At 45.8% G+C, this 20,764-nt stretch carries 15 protein-coding genes and 3 rRNA genes; 7 read left to right on the top strand and 11 right to left on the bottom strand.

The window, feature by feature from the left end:
- Nucleotides 1-41: 41 nt before the first annotated feature.
- Nucleotides 42-2,021 carry an amylo-alpha-1,6-glucosidase gene (locus tag MA_RS04700; RefSeq protein WP_048064995.1) on the bottom strand — a complete coding sequence of 660 codons (1,980 nt, stop codon included), beginning with the start codon at nucleotides 2,019-2,021 and terminating at the stop codon, nucleotides 42-44.
- A gap of 160 nt (nucleotides 2,022-2,181) precedes the next feature.
- On the opposite strand from MA_RS04700, the gene MA_RS04695 reads away from it, so the two are divergent.
- From MA_RS04695 to MA_RS04680, 4 genes are all read left to right on the top strand, one after another.
- The gene (locus MA_RS04695; RefSeq protein WP_048064994.1) at nucleotides 2,182-3,327 is read left to right on the top strand and encodes a hypothetical protein; all 1,146 of its coding nucleotides are present in this window, start codon (nucleotides 2,182-2,184) and stop codon (nucleotides 3,325-3,327) included.
- A 291-nt stretch (nucleotides 3,328-3,618) separates the two neighbouring features.
- A complete protein-coding gene (locus MA_RS04690; protein WP_011020942.1) occupies nucleotides 3,619-3,936 on the top strand; it encodes a HesB/IscA family protein in 318 nt (105 codons plus the stop codon).
- A gap of 87 nt (nucleotides 3,937-4,023) precedes the next feature.
- Complete coding sequence (locus MA_RS04685; RefSeq protein ID WP_048064993.1) at nucleotides 4,024-4,386, top strand: nascent polypeptide-associated complex protein; 363 nt, start codon at nucleotides 4,024-4,026, stop codon at nucleotides 4,384-4,386.
- Between the two features lie 587 nt (nucleotides 4,387-4,973).
- Entirely contained in the window at nucleotides 4,974-6,353 is a 1,380-nt protein-coding gene (locus tag MA_RS04680) for a sodium-dependent transporter (RefSeq protein WP_011020940.1), read from the top strand.
- Between the two features lie 334 nt (nucleotides 6,354-6,687).
- Here MA_RS04680 and rrf read toward each other — a convergent pair.
- From rrf to MA_RS04665, 3 genes are all read right to left on the bottom strand, one after another.
- A 5S ribosomal RNA gene (rrf, locus tag MA_RS04675) occupies nucleotides 6,688-6,810 on the bottom strand.
- A gap of 73 nt (nucleotides 6,811-6,883) precedes the next feature.
- A 23S ribosomal RNA gene (locus MA_RS04670) occupies nucleotides 6,884-9,787 on the bottom strand.
- Nucleotides 9,788-9,976: 189 nt separating this feature from the next.
- A 16S ribosomal RNA gene (locus MA_RS04665) occupies nucleotides 9,977-11,454 on the bottom strand.
- Together the 16S, 23S and 5S rRNA genes form the textbook arrangement of a ribosomal RNA operon.
- 880 nt (nucleotides 11,455-12,334) lie before the next feature.
- Between MA_RS04665 and eif1A the strand changes: the two genes are divergently transcribed.
- The 3 genes from eif1A to MA_RS04650 are packed head-to-tail and all read left to right on the top strand — an operon-like array spanning nucleotide 12,335 to nucleotide 13,999.
- The gene (gene eif1A, locus MA_RS04660) at nucleotides 12,335-12,664 is read left to right on the top strand and encodes a translation initiation factor eIF-1A (protein WP_048064992.1); all 330 of its coding nucleotides are present in this window, start codon (nucleotides 12,335-12,337) and stop codon (nucleotides 12,662-12,664) included.
- Nucleotide 12,665: 1 nt separating this feature from the next.
- Nucleotides 12,666-13,454 carry a serine protein kinase RIO gene (locus MA_RS04655; protein ID WP_011020938.1) on the top strand — a complete coding sequence of 263 codons (789 nt, stop codon included), beginning with the start codon at nucleotides 12,666-12,668 and terminating at the stop codon, nucleotides 13,452-13,454.
- Nucleotides 13,451-13,999, top strand: a complete 549-nt coding sequence (locus tag MA_RS04650; RefSeq protein WP_011020937.1) for a KH domain-containing protein — start codon at nucleotides 13,451-13,453, stop codon at nucleotides 13,997-13,999. Before MA_RS04655 ends, MA_RS04650 begins: the two co-directional genes overlap by 4 nt.
- Before the next feature lie 31 nt (nucleotides 14,000-14,030).
- On the opposite strand, the gene MA_RS04645 is transcribed toward MA_RS04650, so the two are convergent.
- The 7 genes from MA_RS04645 to MA_RS04615 all read right to left on the bottom strand — a co-directional run bounded on the left by MA_RS04645 (nucleotide 14,031) and on the right by MA_RS04615 (nucleotide 20,677).
- Complete coding sequence (locus MA_RS04645) at nucleotides 14,031-15,434, bottom strand: dihydroorotase (RefSeq protein ID WP_011020936.1); 1,404 nt, start codon at nucleotides 15,432-15,434, stop codon at nucleotides 14,031-14,033.
- A gap of 283 nt (nucleotides 15,435-15,717) precedes the next feature.
- Complete coding sequence (gene phoU, locus MA_RS04640; protein ID WP_011020935.1) at nucleotides 15,718-16,368, bottom strand: phosphate signaling complex protein PhoU; 651 nt, start codon at nucleotides 16,366-16,368, stop codon at nucleotides 15,718-15,720.
- 6 nt (nucleotides 16,369-16,374) lie between these two features.
- Nucleotides 16,375-17,151, bottom strand: a complete 777-nt coding sequence (gene pstB / locus MA_RS04635) for a phosphate ABC transporter ATP-binding protein PstB (RefSeq protein ID WP_011020934.1) — start codon at nucleotides 17,149-17,151, stop codon at nucleotides 16,375-16,377.
- Nucleotides 17,152-17,201: 50 nt separating this feature from the next.
- Nucleotides 17,202-18,125: a phosphate ABC transporter permease PstA gene (gene pstA, locus MA_RS04630; RefSeq protein WP_011020933.1), complete on the bottom strand. Its 924-nt coding sequence runs from the start codon at nucleotides 18,123-18,125 to the stop codon at nucleotides 17,202-17,204.
- 2 nt (nucleotides 18,126-18,127) lie between these two features.
- Complete coding sequence (gene pstC / locus MA_RS04625; protein WP_011020932.1) at nucleotides 18,128-19,018, bottom strand: phosphate ABC transporter permease subunit PstC; 891 nt, start codon at nucleotides 19,016-19,018, stop codon at nucleotides 18,128-18,130.
- Nucleotides 19,019-19,049: 31 nt separating this feature from the next.
- Entirely contained in the window at nucleotides 19,050-19,973 is a 924-nt protein-coding gene (locus MA_RS04620; protein ID WP_048064991.1) for a phosphate ABC transporter substrate-binding protein, read from the bottom strand.
- Between the two features lie 416 nt (nucleotides 19,974-20,389).
- A complete protein-coding gene (locus tag MA_RS04615; protein ID WP_011020930.1) occupies nucleotides 20,390-20,677 on the bottom strand; it encodes a hypothetical protein in 288 nt (95 codons plus the stop codon).
- Nucleotides 20,678-20,764: the final 87 nt, after the last annotated feature.

Here is a 20,764-nt window from a genome sequence, read left to right as displayed (position 1 = left end):
TTCCTTTTTTAAAAACCTCTGAAAAACCAAATGTTCTGTTCTCACGGTTTGATCCCAAGAACATCCTCGACATATGCCCTTAGAATCTCTGCAACACTCCAGGCCTGAGCAATACAGCCCTCCGGAGAGTAAGGGAAATCCCCATCAAACACTTCGGAAATGGTGCCTATACCTGCGGTTTCAAGATGCATGTCAAAGCCCTTGAGGAGGGAACGCATATCTTCAAGGCTCTTTTTGGAGTAATTGTGAACCTTCCGGTAAGCTTTCACATAGGCCCCAAGGAGCCAGGGCCAGACGGTTCCGTTGTGGTAGGCAAGGTCCCTTTCCTTAGGCCCCCCATGATAGCGGCCTTTATAGGAAGGATTGTCCGTTGAAAGTGTCCTGAGTCCGAAAGGTGTGAGCAAATCTTTTTCCACCCGGTCCACAATAGCCTTTTCTTTCTCTGGAGAAAGCAGGGTATAAGGAAGAGCGACTGCAAAAATCTGGTTAGGGCGAATAGACGAGTCCTTGATCTGATTCCCGGCTTCATCCTTGGTCACGAGATCATAAAGGCAGTTGGTTTCCGGATTCCAGAAAACTTCTTCAAAGCTGGAAGCAACCCCGGCTGCGAGGGTTTCATACGAAGAGGTTTCTTTACCAAGAAGGCCCCCGATTCTGGAAGCCGTTTTCAGAGCATTATACCAGAGAGCATTAATTTCGCAGGCTTTACCTGCTCTCGGAGTCACCGGAATATCTTCTACTTTAGCGTCCATCCAGGTCAGTTGAGGACCCTGTCGAATAAGAAAATCGGAGTCCATGCCGATCCCGAAGTCTGTGCCCTTACTGTAATTATCTATGATACTCTCCACAGTATCCCATACCTCAGAGAGAAACAGTAAATCTTTCGTGTATGCGAAATATCGGCCAAGGGAGTGAATAAACCAGAGAGAAGCATCCACTGTATTATATACTGCTTCTCCTCCAAGAGCCGGAAATGCATTAGGGACCAGACCTCTCCGGCAGTGCCTTGAAAAGTTCTTGAGAGTTGACCTGGCTTCATCGAAGCGGCGAGTAACTAAAAAAAGCCCCGGCAGAGAAATCATGGTGTCTCTGCCCCAGTCCGCAAACCAGTGGTATCCCGCAATCACCGAACTCTCGCCTGTAGAGGGATTTTTTACAATAAAAGAATCAGTTGCCCTGAGAAGCTTAAGGGCAAAAGGTTCGGTAAGCCTGGAATTAAAAGCAAGAAGATTCTGTCGGTAGACTTCCCTTGTATAGAGTTCCTCAACCTGCTCAAGGGTAAGAGAAGAAATATCTTCGGTTGAAACAGCAATAAAAAAGCGGGAAGTTCCCATTTTGAGTTTGCTTTCGAAATAACCCGGGTTGAAGTTGTCTTCCCGGAAGGCAAGTCCGCGTTCCTTTTCAGCATCATACTCAAAATTGTAGTACCACATCGGATTACGATGATACTGGAGATTGGACGAAAAGGAGACAGAAAAACCATTGGAACTTTCCAGTTTCAAGCCTGTAGAATCAGTTTCCTGATAAAAGGAAAGATATCCTGAGTGAGTAGTATAATGAAAATCTCTGGAGTTTACCATGGGGAAAATTTTTAGTACAGCGCCCTCTTTTCTGGATCTGATATCATAGACGATGCAGGTGGTATTGTTATTATGAACCATGAAGACCTTTTTCTTCACGGTAAAAACGCCGGGCTGGTAAACCCAGATTGGAAATGGGGCAAGAATGAATTTGGAAAGGTAATTGAAGCCTGTGGGAGAAACAGTGCCTGGATATTTATGGGTCGCAAGGCGATAGACATCTTCATTAGTAGAAATTTCTTCATCAAGAGAAGAAAGTAACAGCACCCTACCGGGTGAATTTTCTGGAGCTGCTACGAGCAGTCCGTGATAAGTCCTTGTACCTGCCCCTATGACTGTGGATGAAGCATATCCTCCTAACCCGTTTCCTATAACCCATTCTTTTTTAATACCTTCTTCATAAGTAGAGAAAGAGTCTGCTCCAAGCCTTATCCCACTCATACATACCTGATTATGATTTGATTTCTTATATATTTGTATGTTTGGAAGGAGAGTTTTAAACATAGAAGGAAATATACAGTATAATAAGCTTTAAGATAATTATATTTCAATTGTAAACATAAACTATTTTAGTTTTACAGGACATAAGAAAGTGAGAATTATGAATCAAGACCTGTTAGAAATCCTTGCTGACATCTTCAAATCATCCGGATACAATGTTATAATATCCAGCCAGTCTGAGATCCTTGTGGAGAAAAACGGGCATCAAGCTTATGTCATGTGCGCCCAGAAGCCCGACTACGAGGAGATGAAATCTTTTTCCGAAAAGGTAGAAGCTTGTACCGGAATCTATGTGATGACCCAGAAAATTTCGAAAGAACTGAATGACTATGCAGCCGAACGCGGGATATATATCTGGGACAGGGACGAGCTGGCTCTCCAGATCGGAAGGGCTGTTCTGACAAATATGGAAAGAAAATCGAGTGCTTATCAGACAGAATCCAAAATACCTTCAAAGGGAACTCAAAATCATATAGAAACTATCTCTGAACTCGCCGGAGAAAACTGGGAAGAAGAAGACCTTGGACAGGAACTTTATTCAGGAGTGGGACTTGTACCCCTTCAAGATATTCAGAAAGAATCGGAAAAAATCTCTTTTGAACCCAGGATCCTGACAAAGCCGGTTGAAGAGAGAAAAACTTTAAAGAGACTGGAGGATGAAGAGGTTTCCAGAGTTGATTCATACGAGATTCTGAACATACAATCTGTAGAACCCAAAATCTCTAAAGATCAGGCAATTCTCATTGCAAAACCCTATCTCAGCAGCCCTAAGGATGCTATTTTGAAATTCGTGCCATTCTGGAAGTATTTCTACATTGTTGAAGCAGAAAAGAAGTTCAGGTCAAAAGTTATGAGCATTTCAGGAGAAGGAAAAGGCTTTCTCAATGCTCTGAATAAGTCAAAAGAAAACATGGACATAGAAGGTCTTGGGATTCCAACCAGGATTCCGGCAGTGGAGTATGAGGTAAAGCGTCCGAATGTGGATAAAAAACTGGCTGAAAAAGTTCTTATTGATTTGATTATACAGGAAAATACACGTGAGATGCGCTTTAACAACCTGGAAGGGCAGGCAATCATTTATGAACAAAAGAATATTAGCCCAAAAGCCAGTGAAATAGAACTCGACGTGGAGCTTGTGTATATCCCTGTCTGGGAAGTAAAGGGTAGACGCAATTCTCTCGAGATAAATGCGTATAATGCCAGCGTGCTTGAAGAACCCATAGACGAAGATGCCGAATTCATTTAAGGAAAGTCTTGAAAAAATATTAGAAGAAAAATATATAAGATAGAAAATATATTTACATATTGGTAGAAAACGGATTTCAGGAGATAGGAATCCACAATCTGCCTTTCGAAGACTTCTTTGATAAAAATTTTCTAGAAAAAGCGATGTTACCTCACATAAGCGTTATATGTATTAGATGCAAGAGTATATAACGCAGAGGAGTTATTTGTAAGCTGTAACGGATGGCATTTTACAGAAGATTAAGGTCTTCAGTATTTTAAAATTATAAAAAATAAATAGAGGTGTATATAAATGATTGAAGTAACAGAAAAAGCTGCTGCAGAGCTTAAAACATTACTGGAGCAGGAAGGTAAGTCTGACCTTGCACTCAGAATCTTTGTTGCTGGGGTAGCTTGCAGTGGAGTCCAGTACGGACTCGCCCTTGACGATGAAGTGAGCGAAGACGATGTGACTATGGAAAGCAACGGGATTAAGCTTGTTATGGCAAAAGATATCGAGAGAAGCTTCACTGATGGTAGCATCGATTACATCGAAGATGAGAACGGAAAAGGCTTCCTTATCCGCAACCCCAATGCCGGCGGATGCGGGACCTGTGGCGGGTGCCATTAAATAAAGTAAAACCGCGCTAGGGCATGAAAAAATACCCGAACCTGCAGAAGCAAATTAAGAAAATAAAAACAAAGGAGAAGGGAATCTATGTTTCCAGGAATGGGAGGCGTGGGAGGCCGGGGGATGAACCCGGCTAAAATGAAGCAGATGATGAAACAGATGGGGATTGATGTTAAGGAACTTAAGGATGTTAAAGAGGTTATTATAAAGACTGCCGACTCTAACATAGTTATTGAGAACGCAAACGTCACTATAATGACAGTCCAGGGTTCGGAAACATATCAGATTGTAGGCGATGCAAAAGAAGTCCCAAAATCTCTGGAAATCCCTGCCGATGACATCAAACTTGTAATGGAGCAGACCGGCGTCTCCGAAGAAGAAGCCAGGAATGCCCTGAAGAACTCAAACGGAGATCTGGCAGAAGCCATTGTGGCACTTTCCTCTGCCTGATTCCTTTTCATTTTACAAAATTCTCTTTTATAAAGTTTTCACACATAAAGTTCTCACTTATAGAGTTCTTTTTTATGAGGTTATTCTTTATAAAGTTCTCATATTATACAGATCTCATTTTATGAAGTTCTTAAAAAAATTATTTTAAATACAACACTTTGGAGATCTTGCCGGAAAGATCTTATCGGAACCATATCACACATTTTACATTCTCATTTTTGTAAGGAACTAATATTTGAGGGATATCACATCCTTGAATACCGGCTGCAAATAATATAAAGGATCTATCAATTCAAAGGAGGGACCTATAGCTTTATTCTGTAAATATAAAAAAGATATGTTTTTAAGCGATAAACCGATTATTTGGAAAAATAGACAAACATGGTACCGTTTTTCATAATATTCCCTCGCAGAACCCAGCATAGCCTCAATTTATGTAGGATTATGTACTGGATTAGGAAAACGTGAAAGTTGGAATACCGTATCGCAAATAACTAAACAAACGGAAATTTATCACTGAGAACCCTCAGAGTCTGAAATGGAGAGATAGATTAAGAAGAATATAATGAGAAAAATTAGGGAGAAAAATGTCAAAAAAGAAAAAGGTTGAAAGAGAGCAATTCGCAAGCAGGATAGGCTTCCTACTTATTTCAGCCGGGTGTGCAATTGGATTGGGAAACGTCTGGCGTTTTCCATTTATAACCGGGAAATATGGAGGAGCAGCTTTTGTCCTGGTCTACCTGGCATTTTTGCTCTTACTCGGCCTTCCGATAATGGTAATGGAATTCGCAATTGGTAGGGCTGGACACCTCAATATCGCAGGGTCCATGAGAGCCCTGGAACCTGTAAATAGTAAATGGCATGTCTTCGGATACCTCGGGATCATAGGAAATGTTATCCTGATGATGTTTTACACAACTGTAGCTGGGTGGGGTCTTGCCTATTTTTATAAAGAACTTACAGGTGCTTTCAACGGACTTTCCCCGGAAGAAATAGGAACTGCTTTCGGAATGTTCCTTGGAAATACCGGAGAACTGATCTTCTGGATGGCTCTGGTGGTAATCCTCGGTTTCTTCGTGTGTTCCCTCGGGCTCCAAGCAGGTGTTGAAAGAATAAGCAAATTCATGATGTCCGGCATGTTCCTCATGCTTTTAATACTCGTCTTCAAAGCTGTGACCTTACCCGGGGCGTCTGCAGGCCTGAATTTCTACCTTAAACCGGATTTTTCAAATTTTAATTGGGAAGGCGTATATGCTGCAATGGGACAGGCGTTCTTCACTTTGAGCCTCGGGATAGGAAGTATGGCAATTTTTGGTAGTTACATAGGAAAGGAACGCTCCCTTACAGGAGAAGCCCTGGACGTCATGGCGCTTGATACTTTGATTGCACTCCTTGCAGGGCTGGTGATTTTCCCTACAGCTTTCGCTTTCGGTGTGGACGCAGGATCTGGACCCGGACTTGTTTTCGTAACCCTCCCGAACATATTTAACCAGATGATAGGAGGCCAATTATGGGGAATCCTCTTTTTCATGTTTCTGACATTTGCTGCGATGACAACCGTTATTGCAGTATTCGAAAACATTATGGCCTTCACGATTGACGAGTGGGGATGGGAACGGAAAAAAGCTGCTCTAAGAAACGGGATTGGCATCTTTATTTTCTCTCTTCCATGTGTTCTTGGTTTTGGCCCCTTGAGTGGCTTTGCACCCCTTGGGGAAGGCACTATGGTTCTGGACCTTGAAGACTTCATCCTGAGCAATAATCTTCTTCCAATAGGAGCTCTCGTTTTTGTGCTCTTCTGCACCAGAAGACCCGGCTGGGGTTGGAACAGCTTTATAGAAGAAGCTGACACAGGTACAGGTTTCAAATTTCCGAAATGGCTCAAACCTTACGTGCGCTCCGTCCTCCCGCTAATTATATTGGTAGTACTCATCAAAGGATGGATGGATGTATTAATACTGAGATAAAACGAACAATAGTATAAGCTGAATAAAAAAGATTTCAGGAAGAACAATCTCTGAGATCTTTCTTTTCTTTTTTTGCTTACAAAAAGGACATCTGCTTCAAATAGGAATGTTTTTTATGAATCGGAAAAGGTAACGAAGCAGGTAAATATCTCCAATGAAGAAAGATTACATACAAAAATCTTAGGAAAAACAATAGAAAAAAATACAAGGTAAAATCAATAACATTAGAGAAAGAGTACCTGGTAAAATCAGTAACATTAGAGAAAGAGCAATTCAAAAACCAATTATCAACTTTTCAAAAAAAGCAATTTCAAAATAAAGTATTATAGGGTGAATTTGGCAGCGATCCAGAGTTCCCGAAGGCTCGCACACTTCAGTACAGTAAGGAACGCGGGGCAGGCTTATCTGCTGTGTTCGGGATGGGTACAGGAGTTACCCTGCCGCTATGGCCGCCAAACTCGACCTATAAATGGGATATGGAAAAGTCATGTATAGTTGTGCTGCATACGGGATTTCGCCTGGACCTGAATTAAGTGAAAGGAACGAATGGTTAGTAAACGCGGACTGAACACCTCGTTGCCTTGGTGCTTACATCCCGTTTCTATCAAACCGGTCTTTTACCGGAATCCTTAAAGAGGTCTCTTTTTAGGTCAGAGTTCGAGCTTAGATGCATTCAGCTCTTATTCCTGAGCGCGTAGCTGCCCGGCGATGCCTTGTCAGACAACCGGTACACCAGTGGCGCCGCTGCTTGGTTCCTCTCGTACTAAAAGCAGCTTACCCGCAGACCTCGGGCACCTCTAGTAGATAGTAACCGACCTGTCTCACGACGGTCTAAACCCAGCTCACGATCTCCTTTAATAGGCGAACAACCTCACCCTTGGCCGCTGCTGCACGGCCAGGATGGAAAGAACCGACATCGAGGTAGCAAGCTGCCGGGTCGATATGTACTCTTGCCGGCAACGACTCAATTATCCCCGGGGTAACTTTTCTGTCATTTTTGGCCCCCACCAAGGAGGCTCAAAAGTTCGCTAGAGCCGACTTTCGTCTCGTCATCCACTGCTATGCTGAATAACGTCAGGCTGACTTATGCTCTTGCACTCTTCAGCGAGTTTCCGACCCGCTTGAGTCAACCATTGCGCGCCCTTGATATCTTTTCAAGGGCGTCCCGCCCCAGGCAAACTGCCCACCTATCGGGGTCCTCTTCTCAGAGTTAGGGTCGTAGTCCCGGAAGGGTAGTGTCCCAAGGACGGCTCCACGAATGCTGGCGCACCCGCTTCGATGCCTCCTACCTACACTGTACATCCAGAACCACAACCCAACGACAGGCTGCAGTAAAGCTCCACGGGGTCTTCACTTCCCCCTAGAGGTCTCTAGACTGTGCACTAGAATGTAAGCTTCACCGGACTCCAGTTAGGGACAGTAGGGCTCTCATTGATCCATTCATGCAAGTCGCCAATTAAGCGACAAGGTACTACGCTACCTTAAGAGGGTCATAGTTACCCCCGCTGTTTACAGGCCCTTCTTCCCGTTGAACCGGGGTTTCAGGTACCTGCACTGAGCAGGATTCAGAGATTGTACTAGCCCTTACGGGTTTGCAATCTCCTATGTTGGTATTAGACAGTTAGAGCCCCCTGGTCACTGCGACCTGCTGTCTACACAGCAGGCACTCCTTATCCCGAAGTTACGGAGCTAATTTGCCGAATTCCCTTAACTGAATTACTCCGACACGCCTTAGCCTTTTCAGCTAGGGGCACCTGTGTCAGTTCTCGGTACGGACATTTAGCTGTCCTTTTCACGGGTCCCGGGGTGAAGCCGACTTGTGCCATTACAGATTCGCCCGCTTCTCGCCATTACGGCTCTCCACGGGGTTCGCTGCTTAGACGGCGCGACGACGCCGCTCGGCTTGCCCTGAGACGTCAGACTAAACGCTAAATGGTACAGGAATATTAACCTGTTTCCCTTTCGGCGTACTCGAATTACGGTACGTCTTAGGACCGACTAACCCTCGGCTGACGAACATTGCCGAGGAAACCTGGCCCCTTCGGCGGCAGGGAGTCTCACCCTGCTTTGCTGCTACTATTACCAGGATTTTCGTTTGTGAACGGTCCACAGGACTTCACAGCCCTGCTTCGACCCGAACACAACGCCTTCCTACGAGATTACCTTGCGGTACTCCGTGGTATCGGTGGTCGACTTGAGCCCCGTCAATTTTCGGGGCCCCAAACCTCGACTGGTGAGCTGTTACGCACTCTTTGAAGGGTAGCTGCTTCTAAGCTAACCTTCCAGCTGTCTGGGGCTTGGGACGCCCTTTAGTATTAACACTTAGTCGACACTTGGGGACCTTAACCACGGGCTGGGTTGTCTCCCTTACGGACTACAAGCTTACCCCAGCAGTCCGGACTCCGACTTTCTAGGATGACGGGGGGTTTGGAGTTTGACAAGCGAGCGAGGGATTTCTCCCCCGGAATCGCCAATCAGTGCTCTACTCCACCGACGATCTCAAGTCAGGTCATGCTGCGACATGTTTCGGAAGGAACCAGCGGATGCCGGGTTAGATTAGCATTTCACTACGAGACGCAGGTCACACGAATGATTTGCAGATCAATACCGTTTACGGTCCTCCACGTAGCTTTCGCCACGCTTCAACCTGCCCACGCCTAGATCACCCGGCTTCGGGTCGTACCCCGGTGACTCCACGCACTTGTATACGTCGTGCCTCGCCAAAAGGCTGCGCACATGTTGCTTTCGCTTCGGCTGCCCAGATAAAAGGTTAGCCATTGCCACCAAGATACACTCCCTGGCCCGTTCTTCAAAACGTAAGATACGACACTGGCAGTGACATTCGTACTACATCCTCGCGAATGATTCCTTCATGCCAGAGATCCTTTCATGCCGTATCGTTCCATCACTATCAGGTTTCAGGCACTTTGCACCTCCCTTCTCGGGGTACTTTTCAGCGTTCGGTCACCCTACTATTTCGCTATCGGTCTCAAGGAGTATTTAGTTTTGGAGGTTGGTGCCCCCCAGATTCACGCACGATATCCAACGCACGGTACTCAGGGACATGTTCCGGTCTTTTGGCGTACATCTAAGTGACTGTCACACTCTATGGTCTGCCGTTCCAGGCAAGTTCGATTTTACCGCCAGACGTTTGAACAGCCCTACAACACCACATGTCCCCGAAGGGATTCGGTTTGAACTGTGCCGGTTTCACTCGCCGTTACTTACGGCATCTCAATTGATTTCTTTTCCCGCTCCTACTGAGATGTTTCAATTCGGAGCGTTCCCGATCATGAATGATCACTACGGAGAGGTCCCATTCGGAAATCCCGGGTTCATTGGCTCCATGCACCTACCCCGGGCTTATCGCAGCTTGGCACGTCCTTCATAAGCTCTTGAGCCGAGCCATCCACCTGATAGCATAATTCCTAATTACCTAACCAGGTCCAGTAAGCGTCCAGTATACAGCACATATACACGACTTCATATGCCTGAGCTTCAGCACAGGCTATCCATCCTTCCCCGAAAAACTACTTTCCGGGTGCACTTGATGATTATAAAATTAATAGGGGTGAGGATTTGATCGGTTTATCGGCATCTGGGTGATAGTGTTTTTTCGGCTTAGGAGGTGATCCAGCCGCAGATTCCCCTACGGCTACCTTGTTACGACTTAACCCCCCTTGCAAAATTCAGGTTCGAACACGGCACGAAGTCCGTGCCCTCACCCATACCTCACTCGGGTGGTTTGACGGGCGGTGTGTGCAAGGAGCAGGGACGTATTCACCGCGCTATATTGAAACGCGATTACTACGGATTCCAGCTTCACGAGGGCGAGTTACAGCCCTCGATCCGAACTACGGATGGGTTTGTGAGATTACCAGCCCTTTTCAGGGGAGGGACCCATTGTCCCATTCATTGTAGCCCGCGTGTAGCCCGGGAAATTCGGGGCATACTGACCTACCGTGGCCCGCACCTTCCTCCGATTTAACACCGGCGGTCCCCACAGAGTACCCATCGTCCCGGAGGACATGCTGGTAACAGTGGGCACGGGTCTCGCTCGTTGCCTGACTTAACAGGATGCTTCACAGTACGAACTGGCGACGGCCATGCACCTCCTCTCAGCGATTCAGGCAAGGTCTTCGGCCTGGCCTACATATTGCTGTCGTCCCCGGTGAGTTGTCCGGCGTTGAGTCCAATTAAACCGCAGGCTCCACCCGTTGTTGTGCTCCCCCGCCAATTCCTTTAAGTTTCAGCCTTGCGGCCGTACTTCCCAGGTGGCTCGCTTCACGGCTTCCCTGCGGCACCAGACACGGTCGCGCCATGCCTGACACCTAGCGAGCATCGTTTACGGCTGGGACTACCCGGGTATCTAATCCGGTTCGTGCCCCCAGCTTTCGTCCCTCACCGTCGAACCCGTTCTGGTAAGACGCCTTCGCCACAGGTGGTCCCACAGGGATTACAAGATTTCACTCCTACCCCTGTAGTACCTCTTACCTCTCCCGGTTCCAAGTCTGGCAGTATCCCCCGAAAGCCTAACAGTTGAGCTGTCAGATTTCCCGGAGGACTGACCAAACCGGCTACGGACCCTTTAGACCCAATAATCACGATCACCACTCGGGCCGCCGGTGTTACCGCGGCGGCTGGCACCGGTCTTGCCCGGCCCTTGCTAACAGATGTATTTTACACATCCGGACAGCCAGCATATGATGCTGGCACTCGGTGTCCCCTTATCACGGTTTCCCGCATTGTAAAGTTTTCGCGCCTGCTGCGCCCCGTAGGGCCTGGATTCATGTCTCAGAATCCATCTCCGGGCTCTTGCTCTCACAACCCGTACCCGTTGTCGGCTAGTAGGTACGTTACACCCACTACTACCTGATAGGCCGCAGACCCATCCTTGGGCAGACGAATCCGTTTTACGCAGAAAGCATTCCAGCATATGTGCGTTATCCGGTATTATCCCCAGTTTCCCGGGGTTATGCCGGACCCAAGGGCAGGTTATCCACGTGTTACTGAGCAGTACGCCATGTTCACAAAGAACATATGACTCGCATGGCTTAGGCGAACACCGATAGCAGTAACCTCTGGCAGGATCAACCAGAATTGTTAAGGTATCGCACACTTAAAATTAAAGGTCTTGGTCGCAGAAACTTGCACTAACAACATCAATTCAGTTAGTTCATTTTTCGCGATAGATATTTGAAAAACATCTATCACCCAGAATTAACCGAACCGACAAATCCTCGTCAGACAGGAAAGAACTCCTGACCCCACTACATGATTAGTAATTACTGCATCTATGATGCAGGAAGTTGTAATTACGCATCCATAGTATTTAAAGATATTGATTAGCTCCTCAAAAAGGAGATATCTTTACAGGATCACTATGGAAAAAACCATCTAACATGTAAATGAACCCATGTTAGAACGGGAATATGCTTTTGTGCGCTCATAGTATTTAAGATCATTTATTTCCCATTTGACATAACGAAATATCAAACAGCAAAACTATGAGAAAACCAGTCAGCACAATAAGATTCATGCTGAGACTGGAAACACATATACATTAGTTTAGATATATAAAGCTTTTCATCCAAGATACATTCGAAAGAAAAACAAAAATAACATGTAATGAAATTTTGTTTTTTTCAGTTCCTGAATTCCACCCTTAAATTAACAATTCGAGAGCGGAGCACGCTTGTTCTGCGTGTGAGACATAAAAAGACACATCCGATATATATACCTGTCGCTCCGGCAATTACTTAGAAAAAAATAATAGTAAGAAGAGACAAAAAAGTAAGCAGAAAAGCGCAGCATTAAAATAACAACAGGAAGTTGAAAGTCGCACGACAAATAACCTTAAAGACCGAAAAAAGAGATATAGGATATTTAAGGCTATAAAAATAAAAAAGAGATATAGGATATTTAAGGCTATAAAAATAAAAGATACAATAATAATTGAACTAATATGACGAGGTATCACACTGGCAGACTTAAAGAAACCTACATCAAGAGCCACCCCCAGCACAGAAGAAACATTTACAAGAGTACGCACACCGCGCAGGGAAAATAACGAAATTCTGGCAACCGTTGAAAGCCTCCTTGGTGCAAATCGCCTCAGGCTTCGCTGTATGGACGGAGTCGTCCGCATGGGGAGAATCCCCGGTTCGATGAAAAAGAAGACCTGGATTAGAGAAGGAGACGTTGTCATTGTAGTGCCATGGGAGTTCCAGAATGAAAAGGCAGACGTGATATGGAAATACACAAGGCCGCAGGTAGACTGGCTCGAGAGAAAAGGATACCTGAAAGGGTAACATGGGAATGGACCAGGACGAAAAAATAAAGCGCATCGATAGTGCGAGGGACAAGTCGCGGGCAAGGAAGAAAGACTCCGACAGGCTGAAGGTGGAAGAAAATGTATTCGACGTACCCACCCTTAAAATCCTTTATACCCTTTCCAACAAAGGCATAATAAAGGCGATGGGGGGAGCCATCAGTACTGGAAAGGAAGCGAATGTCTTCTATGCAGAAGGCGAGGAAAGAGAACTGGCAATAAAGATATACCGAATTGTCAGCAGTACTTTCAAGGCAATGGATACATATATTATGAAAGACCCTCGCTTTACGAATATTCGAAATAACAGACGAGATATCATTTTTGCATGGACACGCAAAGAATTGCAGAACCTGAAGCGTGCAAAGGACGCAGGAGTGCGAGTGCCTGAACCGATTATTGCAGAGAAAAACGTTCTTATTATGGAGTTTATGGGAGAAGAAAAAGCACCCTATCCTCTGTTGAAAAACACGCCCCTGAAAAATGATGAAGCAAAACTTGTTTATGACAAAGTCGTTGAATATATGCGCCTTCTCTATAAAGAAGCAAACCTCGTACATGCCGACCTGAGCGAATACAATATCCTCATTGATCCGGCAGATACGACCCCGATTTTCATCGACATGGGGCAGTCTGTGACTCTTGAACACCCTAATGCCAGAGAGTTTCTCTACAGAGACGTGCAAAATATACTCAGGTTCTTCGGCCGTTATGGGATAATGGACAAACCTGAAGAACTACTTTCAAAAATACAGGCTGATACAACATGACCCAGTATGTCAAAATTCCCAAAGAAAGAATCGGAGTAATTATCGGTCCGAAAGGAGAAACAAAGAAATTTATCGAGGAGAAAACCACCTGTCAACTGGAAATCGAAAGCGATAGCGGAAAAATAGATGTTACCTGCGAGGATGATCCATTAAAAGAATTCCGGATTCTTGAAACCCTCAAAGCCATAGGAAGAGGTTTCAGCCCCGAAAAAGCCCTTCAAATCCTTGACGATGACATGCTGATGCTTGAAGTCATTGACCTTTCTGACATCGCCAGCACCCCAAAAGAGCTCCAGCGGATAAAAGGCAGGATTATAGGCAGAAACGGGCGAACCCGAGAGCTTGCGGAAAGCCTGATAAATGTCAAAATCTCCGTGTACGGGAAAACCGTATCCATACTCGGGTACCCCGAACAGAACACCATAATACGGACAGCCGTAAAAATGCTGCTTGACGGGGCTACCCACGGTGCAGTCTACAAATTCCTTGAAAAGAAGCACCAAGAACTGCTGCATTCGCAACTGGATTCAATCGACTTTTACTGAAAAAAGTTAAAAAAAGGAGAGTTCCGGAACCTCAATCCGATCCGGTCTCTTCAGAGTTTTCTTCTTCGTCTTCTTCTGACCTTTTTCCACTGCCCTCAAGGAACTCGCCCCTTCCGGGTTTTGCATTAATGGAATCTTCCATCCAGATTACCTCACCCCGGGAGAGTGTATACTCAGGGAAGACCGCATCCATCCCTTCAAAAGGCGTCCAGCCCGCCTTACTGTGCAGCATGTCAGCCCTTATGGGTTGAAGGTTTCGCGGATCCACAATCATAAGGTCTGCATCAAAGCCTACCTCAAGCCAGCCCTTACCCAGGCGGTCAAGCCCGAAAGCTTTTGCCGGGTTCCAGCTTGTAACCATTATCATCTGCGAAAGGGGCAGGATATTTTTCCGAACCGCGGCAAGCATGAGAGGCATTAGGGTTTCAACCCCGGGTACCCCGGAAGGAGCAGCCCTTATATCAAGGTCTTTTTCAGACTCAAGGTGAGGAGCATGGTCTGACGCCACCATGTCAATAGTCCCGTCATTCAGTCCGTTTACAAGTGCTTTGATACTGTGGCTCCCCCGCAGGGGAGGGTTCATTTTACCAAAAGCCCTGAGCCTTTCCCAGTCCTTTGCCGAGAGAAACAGGTGATGAGGGGTGACTTCGCAAGTAAAAAGAGGCTTTTTGTTCTCTCTTTTTGCAAGATATTTTTCTTTTCGGATCATTCCCACGGCTTCAAGCGTACTCAGATGGCAGAAATGTGCCCGTACCTGGAGCCTGGAAATGAGTTCAAGAGCACTCTGGACAGCCGAAGCCTCACAGGCGTTTGGGCGCACCTTTGAGTGGTAATCATAGGAAACATCCCCTTTCAACAGCTGTTCCAGTTCAAGGCGCATCTTTTCGTCCTCGGCATGGATTGTGGCAAGGGCTCCTAGTTTTTTGATCTCAGCCAGAGCTTCTTCGAATGTTTCTTCATTGATGTTCAGCCCCCCTGTGGACTCAGCCATAAAGATCTCCCCGAAAGCCGTAACTCCCAGCCTCCAGAGTTCCCGGAGTTTTTCTATGTTTCCGGTAACCCCCCCGTTAATCCCGAAGTCAACAATGGACTTTTTCCGGGCAAGTTTGAGTTTCTGTTCAAAAGAGCGCCTGTCGGTTGTGGGAGGTATGGTGTTCGGCTGGTCAATAACAGTGGCAATACCCCCGGCAGCTGCAGCGCAGGACCCCGTGTACCAGTTCTCCTTCAGGGTCATGCCCGGTTCCCTGAAGTGGACGTGTACATCAATCCCGGCAGGCAGAGTAAGTGCACCCTCTGCATCTATCACCATATCCGAACTTGAGACCCTGAAATCCTTTCCGATTTTTGTAATTTTGCCGTTCTCAATAAGGATTTCAGCAGGCCGAAGAGAGTTATTGTAATAAATTCTCGTGTTTTTGATGTGAATATCAGGCATGGGCGTCTATATGCTCAAAACGTACTTAAAACATGTACATCAACGGAAATTAAGAGCCAGGCAGTAAGAAAAAGCAAAAGCAAACGTAAGGAAAAGTCTTCTGAACAGGTAAAAGAAGGGAAAATTGTAGCCTATCAAAGGCTGCCAACAGGTACAAATCTATTTTAGCTTAGTTTAACTTACTTTAGCTTACTTTAACTCACGTTAACTTGCATTAACTTGCATTAACTCACGTTAACTTGCATTAACTTAGTTTAACTTACTTTAGCTAAATTTAGTCAATTTAGTTTAGTTTGACACGCTCAGCCGTGGTAAGGTAGACAACGCTTTCGCAGATGTTGCAGCAGTGGTCGGCAATCCTTTCCAGGTAACGGATCAGGAAGAGCAAATAGGTGGCCTTGGAAATAATATCTGTATCTTTAGCCATCATTTCTATTAACTCCACCCAGACAGAGTAAAAGAGTTTGTCAACCTCATCGTCCCTGGCAGCTGTCGCTCTTGCAAGTTCGGGATCCTGAGTCTCGAAAGCCCTGAGGGAATTTTTAAGCATATCCCCCGCAATATAGGCCATTTTCCTGGTATCTATGAGAGGTTTAACATGTCCGCCTTCGATTTTACCAGGGATTTTAGCAATATTGATCGAAAGCCCCAGAATCCTCCTGAGATCCGCTGCGATCTTGAGAGCTGATACGACAAGTCGGAGGTCGCTTGCCATGGGCTGCTGAAGCGCAAGCAGGTCACAAATTGAAACCTCGATCCCTTCCTCAAGCCTGTCCATTTTTGGCTCAAGAGCAAGCGTCTTTTTAGCAAGCTCAATATCGAGATTTATAACCGCATCCATAGAATCGCTGAAGACAAACTCAGCCATTTCTCCAAGGGAAGATACGGACTCCCTCAGCAGATCCAACTGTTCCAGATATCGTTCTCGAGCCATTATCGATCACCCGAACCTGCCGGTAATGTAGTCCTCAGTACTCTGCTCTTTAGGATTATGGAAAATCTGCCTCGTCTTCCCGAACTCAATCAATTCCCCCATAAGAAAAAAGCCGGTATAGTCCGAAACTCTGGCTGCCTGCTGCATGTTATGAGTTACGATTACTATGGTATAATCTTTTTTAAGGTTCATGATGAGTTCTTCGATCCTTGACGTCGAAATCGGGTCGAGAGCACTGCACGGTTCATCGAAAAGGATGATTTCCGGTTTCACTGCAAGGGTCCGGGCAATGCAAAGCCTCTGCTGCTGCCCCCCACTCAGGGAAAGCGCAGTTGACTTTAACCGGTCCGAGGTTTCATTCCAGAGGGCAGCCGAACGGAGAGCAAATTCAACAATACCGCCAAGGTCTTTCTTATTCGCACCATGTATGCGCGGCCCGTATGCAATATTGTCATAAATCGACATTGGAAAAGGGTTGGGCTTCTGGAAAACCATACCTACGCGTTTACGGAGTTCAACGACATCCACGCCTTTTTCATAAATATCCTCGTCCTCAATTGAGACTTTGCCTTCTATCCTGCAGTTCTTGATAAGGTCATTCATACGGTTCAGGCAGCGGATGAAAGTGGATTTGCCGCAACCTGAAGGCCCTATAAGAGCGGTTACGCTGTTTTTGGGAATCTGCATAGAGATATTTTTAAGAGCCTGCTTTTCCCCATACCACAGATTCAGGTTTTCTACTTCAATCTGGGGTTGAGCTACGTTTTGAACAGCTTCAGTCATTTATGGACCTCAATTATCGTATAAATCTTGAAAAATTACCAAAGATTTGATCAGATTTGCAATTTTTTTCTGTAATGCCTGCGGATCAAAACCGCTATGGCATTCATGCCCAGCACAATCATCAACAGGACAAGCGCAGTCCCATACTGAAGGGGCCTTGTTTTAACAATGCTCGTCCCGGAGGTCGCCAGCACGAAGAGGTGGTAGGGAAGAGCCATGAACTGGGAATATATAGAGTCAGGCAGCCTCGGCAGGAAGTAGGCGGCACCCGTAAGAAGAATGGGAGCCGTTTCCCCTGCAACCCTTCCGATGCTCAGGATGGAGCCGGTTACTATTCCCGGAATGGCTGCAGGAAGCACTACGTGCCTTATGGTCTGCCATTTGCTTATCCCAAGCGCGAGAGAGGACTCCCGATACTCTTTAGGCACTGCAATCAGGGCTTCCTGGCTGGATCGGATAATCACCGGGATAATCAGAAAAGAAAGAGTGAGGGAAGCCGACAGTATTGAAGAACCAAAACCGAAGTACTTAACAAACAGAGCCAACCCGAAAAGCCCGAACACCACGGAGGGGGTTCCTGCAAGGTTGTTAATTGCCATTTCTATAAGCCAGGTAGTGCGTGTTTCTCCTGCATATTCGTTCAGGTAGACGGCAGCCAAAATCCCCAGGGGAAGAGCTACAGCCATTGAGCCTATAATGAGGAGAACAGTGCCTACAATTGCCGGATATATTCCTCCCTGAGTCATTCTCATGCGGGGAATCTCGGTAAGGAATTCAACGTTAATCGCACTATACCCGTTGTAAACAATATAGGCAAGGATAATGACCACAAACCCGGCTACCAGCATTGCTGAAAGCCCAAGAAGTACAAAGGCGATTCTTTCACTTGTTCTTGCATTTAATCCCAGACCCAGTCCGCCCTGCACCCGAAAAGATTTATGATCATTTTCATTTGCTTGTGAATTTAGTTCCATGGTCAGTCCACCTTGAACCTGTATCGTTTTTTGATCGAATCTGCAATCAGGTTAATCAGGAAAGTTATGATGAAAAGCACTGTTCCGACCGCAAAAAGGGCATGGAAGTGAGCACTCCCCTGAGGCACTTCCCCCATTTCAAGTGCAATTGTAGCAGTCATCGTCCTTACAGGGCTCAGAATACCTTCGGGAAAAGCCGGGATTACTGCCGTATTTCCGGTAACCATCATGAGAGTCATCGTCTCCCCTATGGCCCTTCCTATGCCGAGCATTACGGCGGCTGAAATACCGGAAATGGCTGCAGGGACTATGACCTTGTACATGGTCTGCCATCTTGTGGCTCCCAGAGCAAGCGAACCCTGCTTGAGAGTGCTGGGGACCGAACTTATGGCATCTTCCGAAATAGAAATTATAGTGGGAAGCGCCATGATACCAAGCATGATGGAACCCGTAAGAGCGGTTTGTCCAGTAGGCAGGTTAAACATTTTCTGCACTACCGGAACCAGAATTACAAGCCCGAAGAACCCGAACACGACAGAAGGAATCCCTGCCAGGATCTCGATAAAGGGTTTCAGAGCATCTGCAACCTTCGGGTGTGCAATCTCAGAAATATAAATCGCAGAAGCAATCCCCAGAGGTACTGCAAAAAGGATTGCTCCGGCAGTAACAATAAGAGAACCGAAAAAGAGAGGCAATAACCCGAACTGCCTGTTCACGGATGTAGGGTACCAGAATTTTCCCGTAAGAAAATCCATAAGGGACGTGTCTTTAAAAAGAAGTAAACTGTCCCTGAATAAAAAAAGGCATATAAGGAAAAGGATAACGACCGTAAGGGCGCTTACCGAGAACAGCACCGACTCGATCGTTTTTTCCTTATAATTCCTGTTAAACATATTTTTCCCTTGAATATACCTTACCGTATAATTACTGACTTACAGGGAAGTACCCGACTTCGGTCACAAGGCTCTGCCCGGTCTCGCTCAGCACAAAGTCTACAAATTCTTTGGTGAGACCCGAGGGTTCCCCGTCGGTGTAGAAGTAGAGAGCTCTCGCAAGCGGGTATTCACCGCTGAGGATGTTTTCGGAACTTGGAGCTACAAAACCTTCCCCGGCGTCCAGGCTTAAGGCTTTCACGCTGTCATCGAGGTATGCAACTCCGATGTAGCCGATAGCATTGGCATTCTGAGATACCTCACTAACAATTCCGCCTGTAGCCGGCTGGGTAAGGGCATCAGGCCTGTACTCATCCTCGAGTAAAACTTCTTCCTTGAAGTATTCATAAGTTCCAGAACTGCTGTCCCTGGAAATAACTACAATATCATGATCCTCTCCGCCAACATCTTTCCAGTTGCTGATGCTCCCGTTGTAGATTCCGCGAAGCTGGTCAAAAGTGAGTTCAGTAACAGAGTTCTCAGGGTTTACAATTACGGTGATACCATCATAAGCAATAGTAGTTTCCACAGGAGTGATGCCATTTGCTTCGGCAGCTTCGATTTCTTCAGCCTTCATCTCCCTGGATGCGGTAGCAATATCCACCTCTCCGTCAATGAGAGCTGCAATCCCAACCCCGGATCCGCCCCCGGTAACGGTTACACTTTTCTCAGGATACTCAATTATAAATTCTTCAGCTTCAGCTTGAGCAAGAGGGAGAACTGTGTCCGAGCCTTTCAGAAAAATGCTCTGTGCTTCAGCTGCAGGGGCTTCAGCTTCAGAAGTTCCCTCAGAAGAGGTTTCCTGAACCGAAGAAGACCCCTCACTATTTTCATTACCAGTACAACCAATTCCCAGAAACACAAGCCCTATAACCACTAAGGTCAGGACTGCGTAAGTTTTTAAGTTATTCACCATATCTAATTTACTCCTTAAATTAAATAACAAACTAACAATCTATATCTATCTAAGACGTTTCCAGTACAATCCACTATAAAAAGAAAAGAATATATAAAGATTCGCCATATATAGTCTATTGAGGTATATACATATAATAAGCCCCATTAAAGGCATTTCACTATATAGAAGATATATAAAATAAATAGCGTCATTGGAAATAAGATTTCAAAGAGAATATTCTCCGAGGCTGAATGCTTGATGTCCTGACACAATAGCATCCAGCCGAGCTAAGCCTTCGTTTTTATCCTACCGTACAGCAGGCACAGAAGGAGCCCATTGAGGGAAAAAGAGTAAGTTACAGTGCCGGTTTTTCAAAACAATGTAAACACGAATCGCCAGGAGAACAAACGAGCTGGCAGTCTATGATTGATTATTTAATCCACTCCGAAACCCAAAGAAGAATCATTCAATTTTTCTCTCCTGCACCGCGCTGGGCCAAGTGTAGCGGCCAGCCCGAGAAATAACAATCTGTAAACCATTGCCGCAACAAAAAGAAACGATACACCGAATAAATGCCACCGGTTCAAGAAAATACTTGCTTTAACCCCGGAAACCGCATTTAATTTATCAGAAACATCAGCACCTCCGCCAGCCAGTCTGGATGCCCTGGAAAAAAGAAAGAAAAAGAAAAAGAAAAAGACAGTATCGGTTTCCCTTTTCAATTATTACATGTTAGTCCCTTGCAGGCGTTACAAGTCATTCCTACTTACTGGCTCGCTCCCTCCCTCTTCTATTTCTTCTCTGTCTTT

This window comes from Methanosarcina acetivorans C2A (assembly GCF_000007345.1).
Classification (GTDB): domain Archaea; phylum Halobacteriota; class Methanosarcinia; order Methanosarcinales; family Methanosarcinaceae; genus Methanosarcina; species Methanosarcina acetivorans.
The sequence above is the reverse complement of the archived record's forward strand: the minus strand, read 5'-3'. Positions and strand labels throughout refer to the sequence as shown.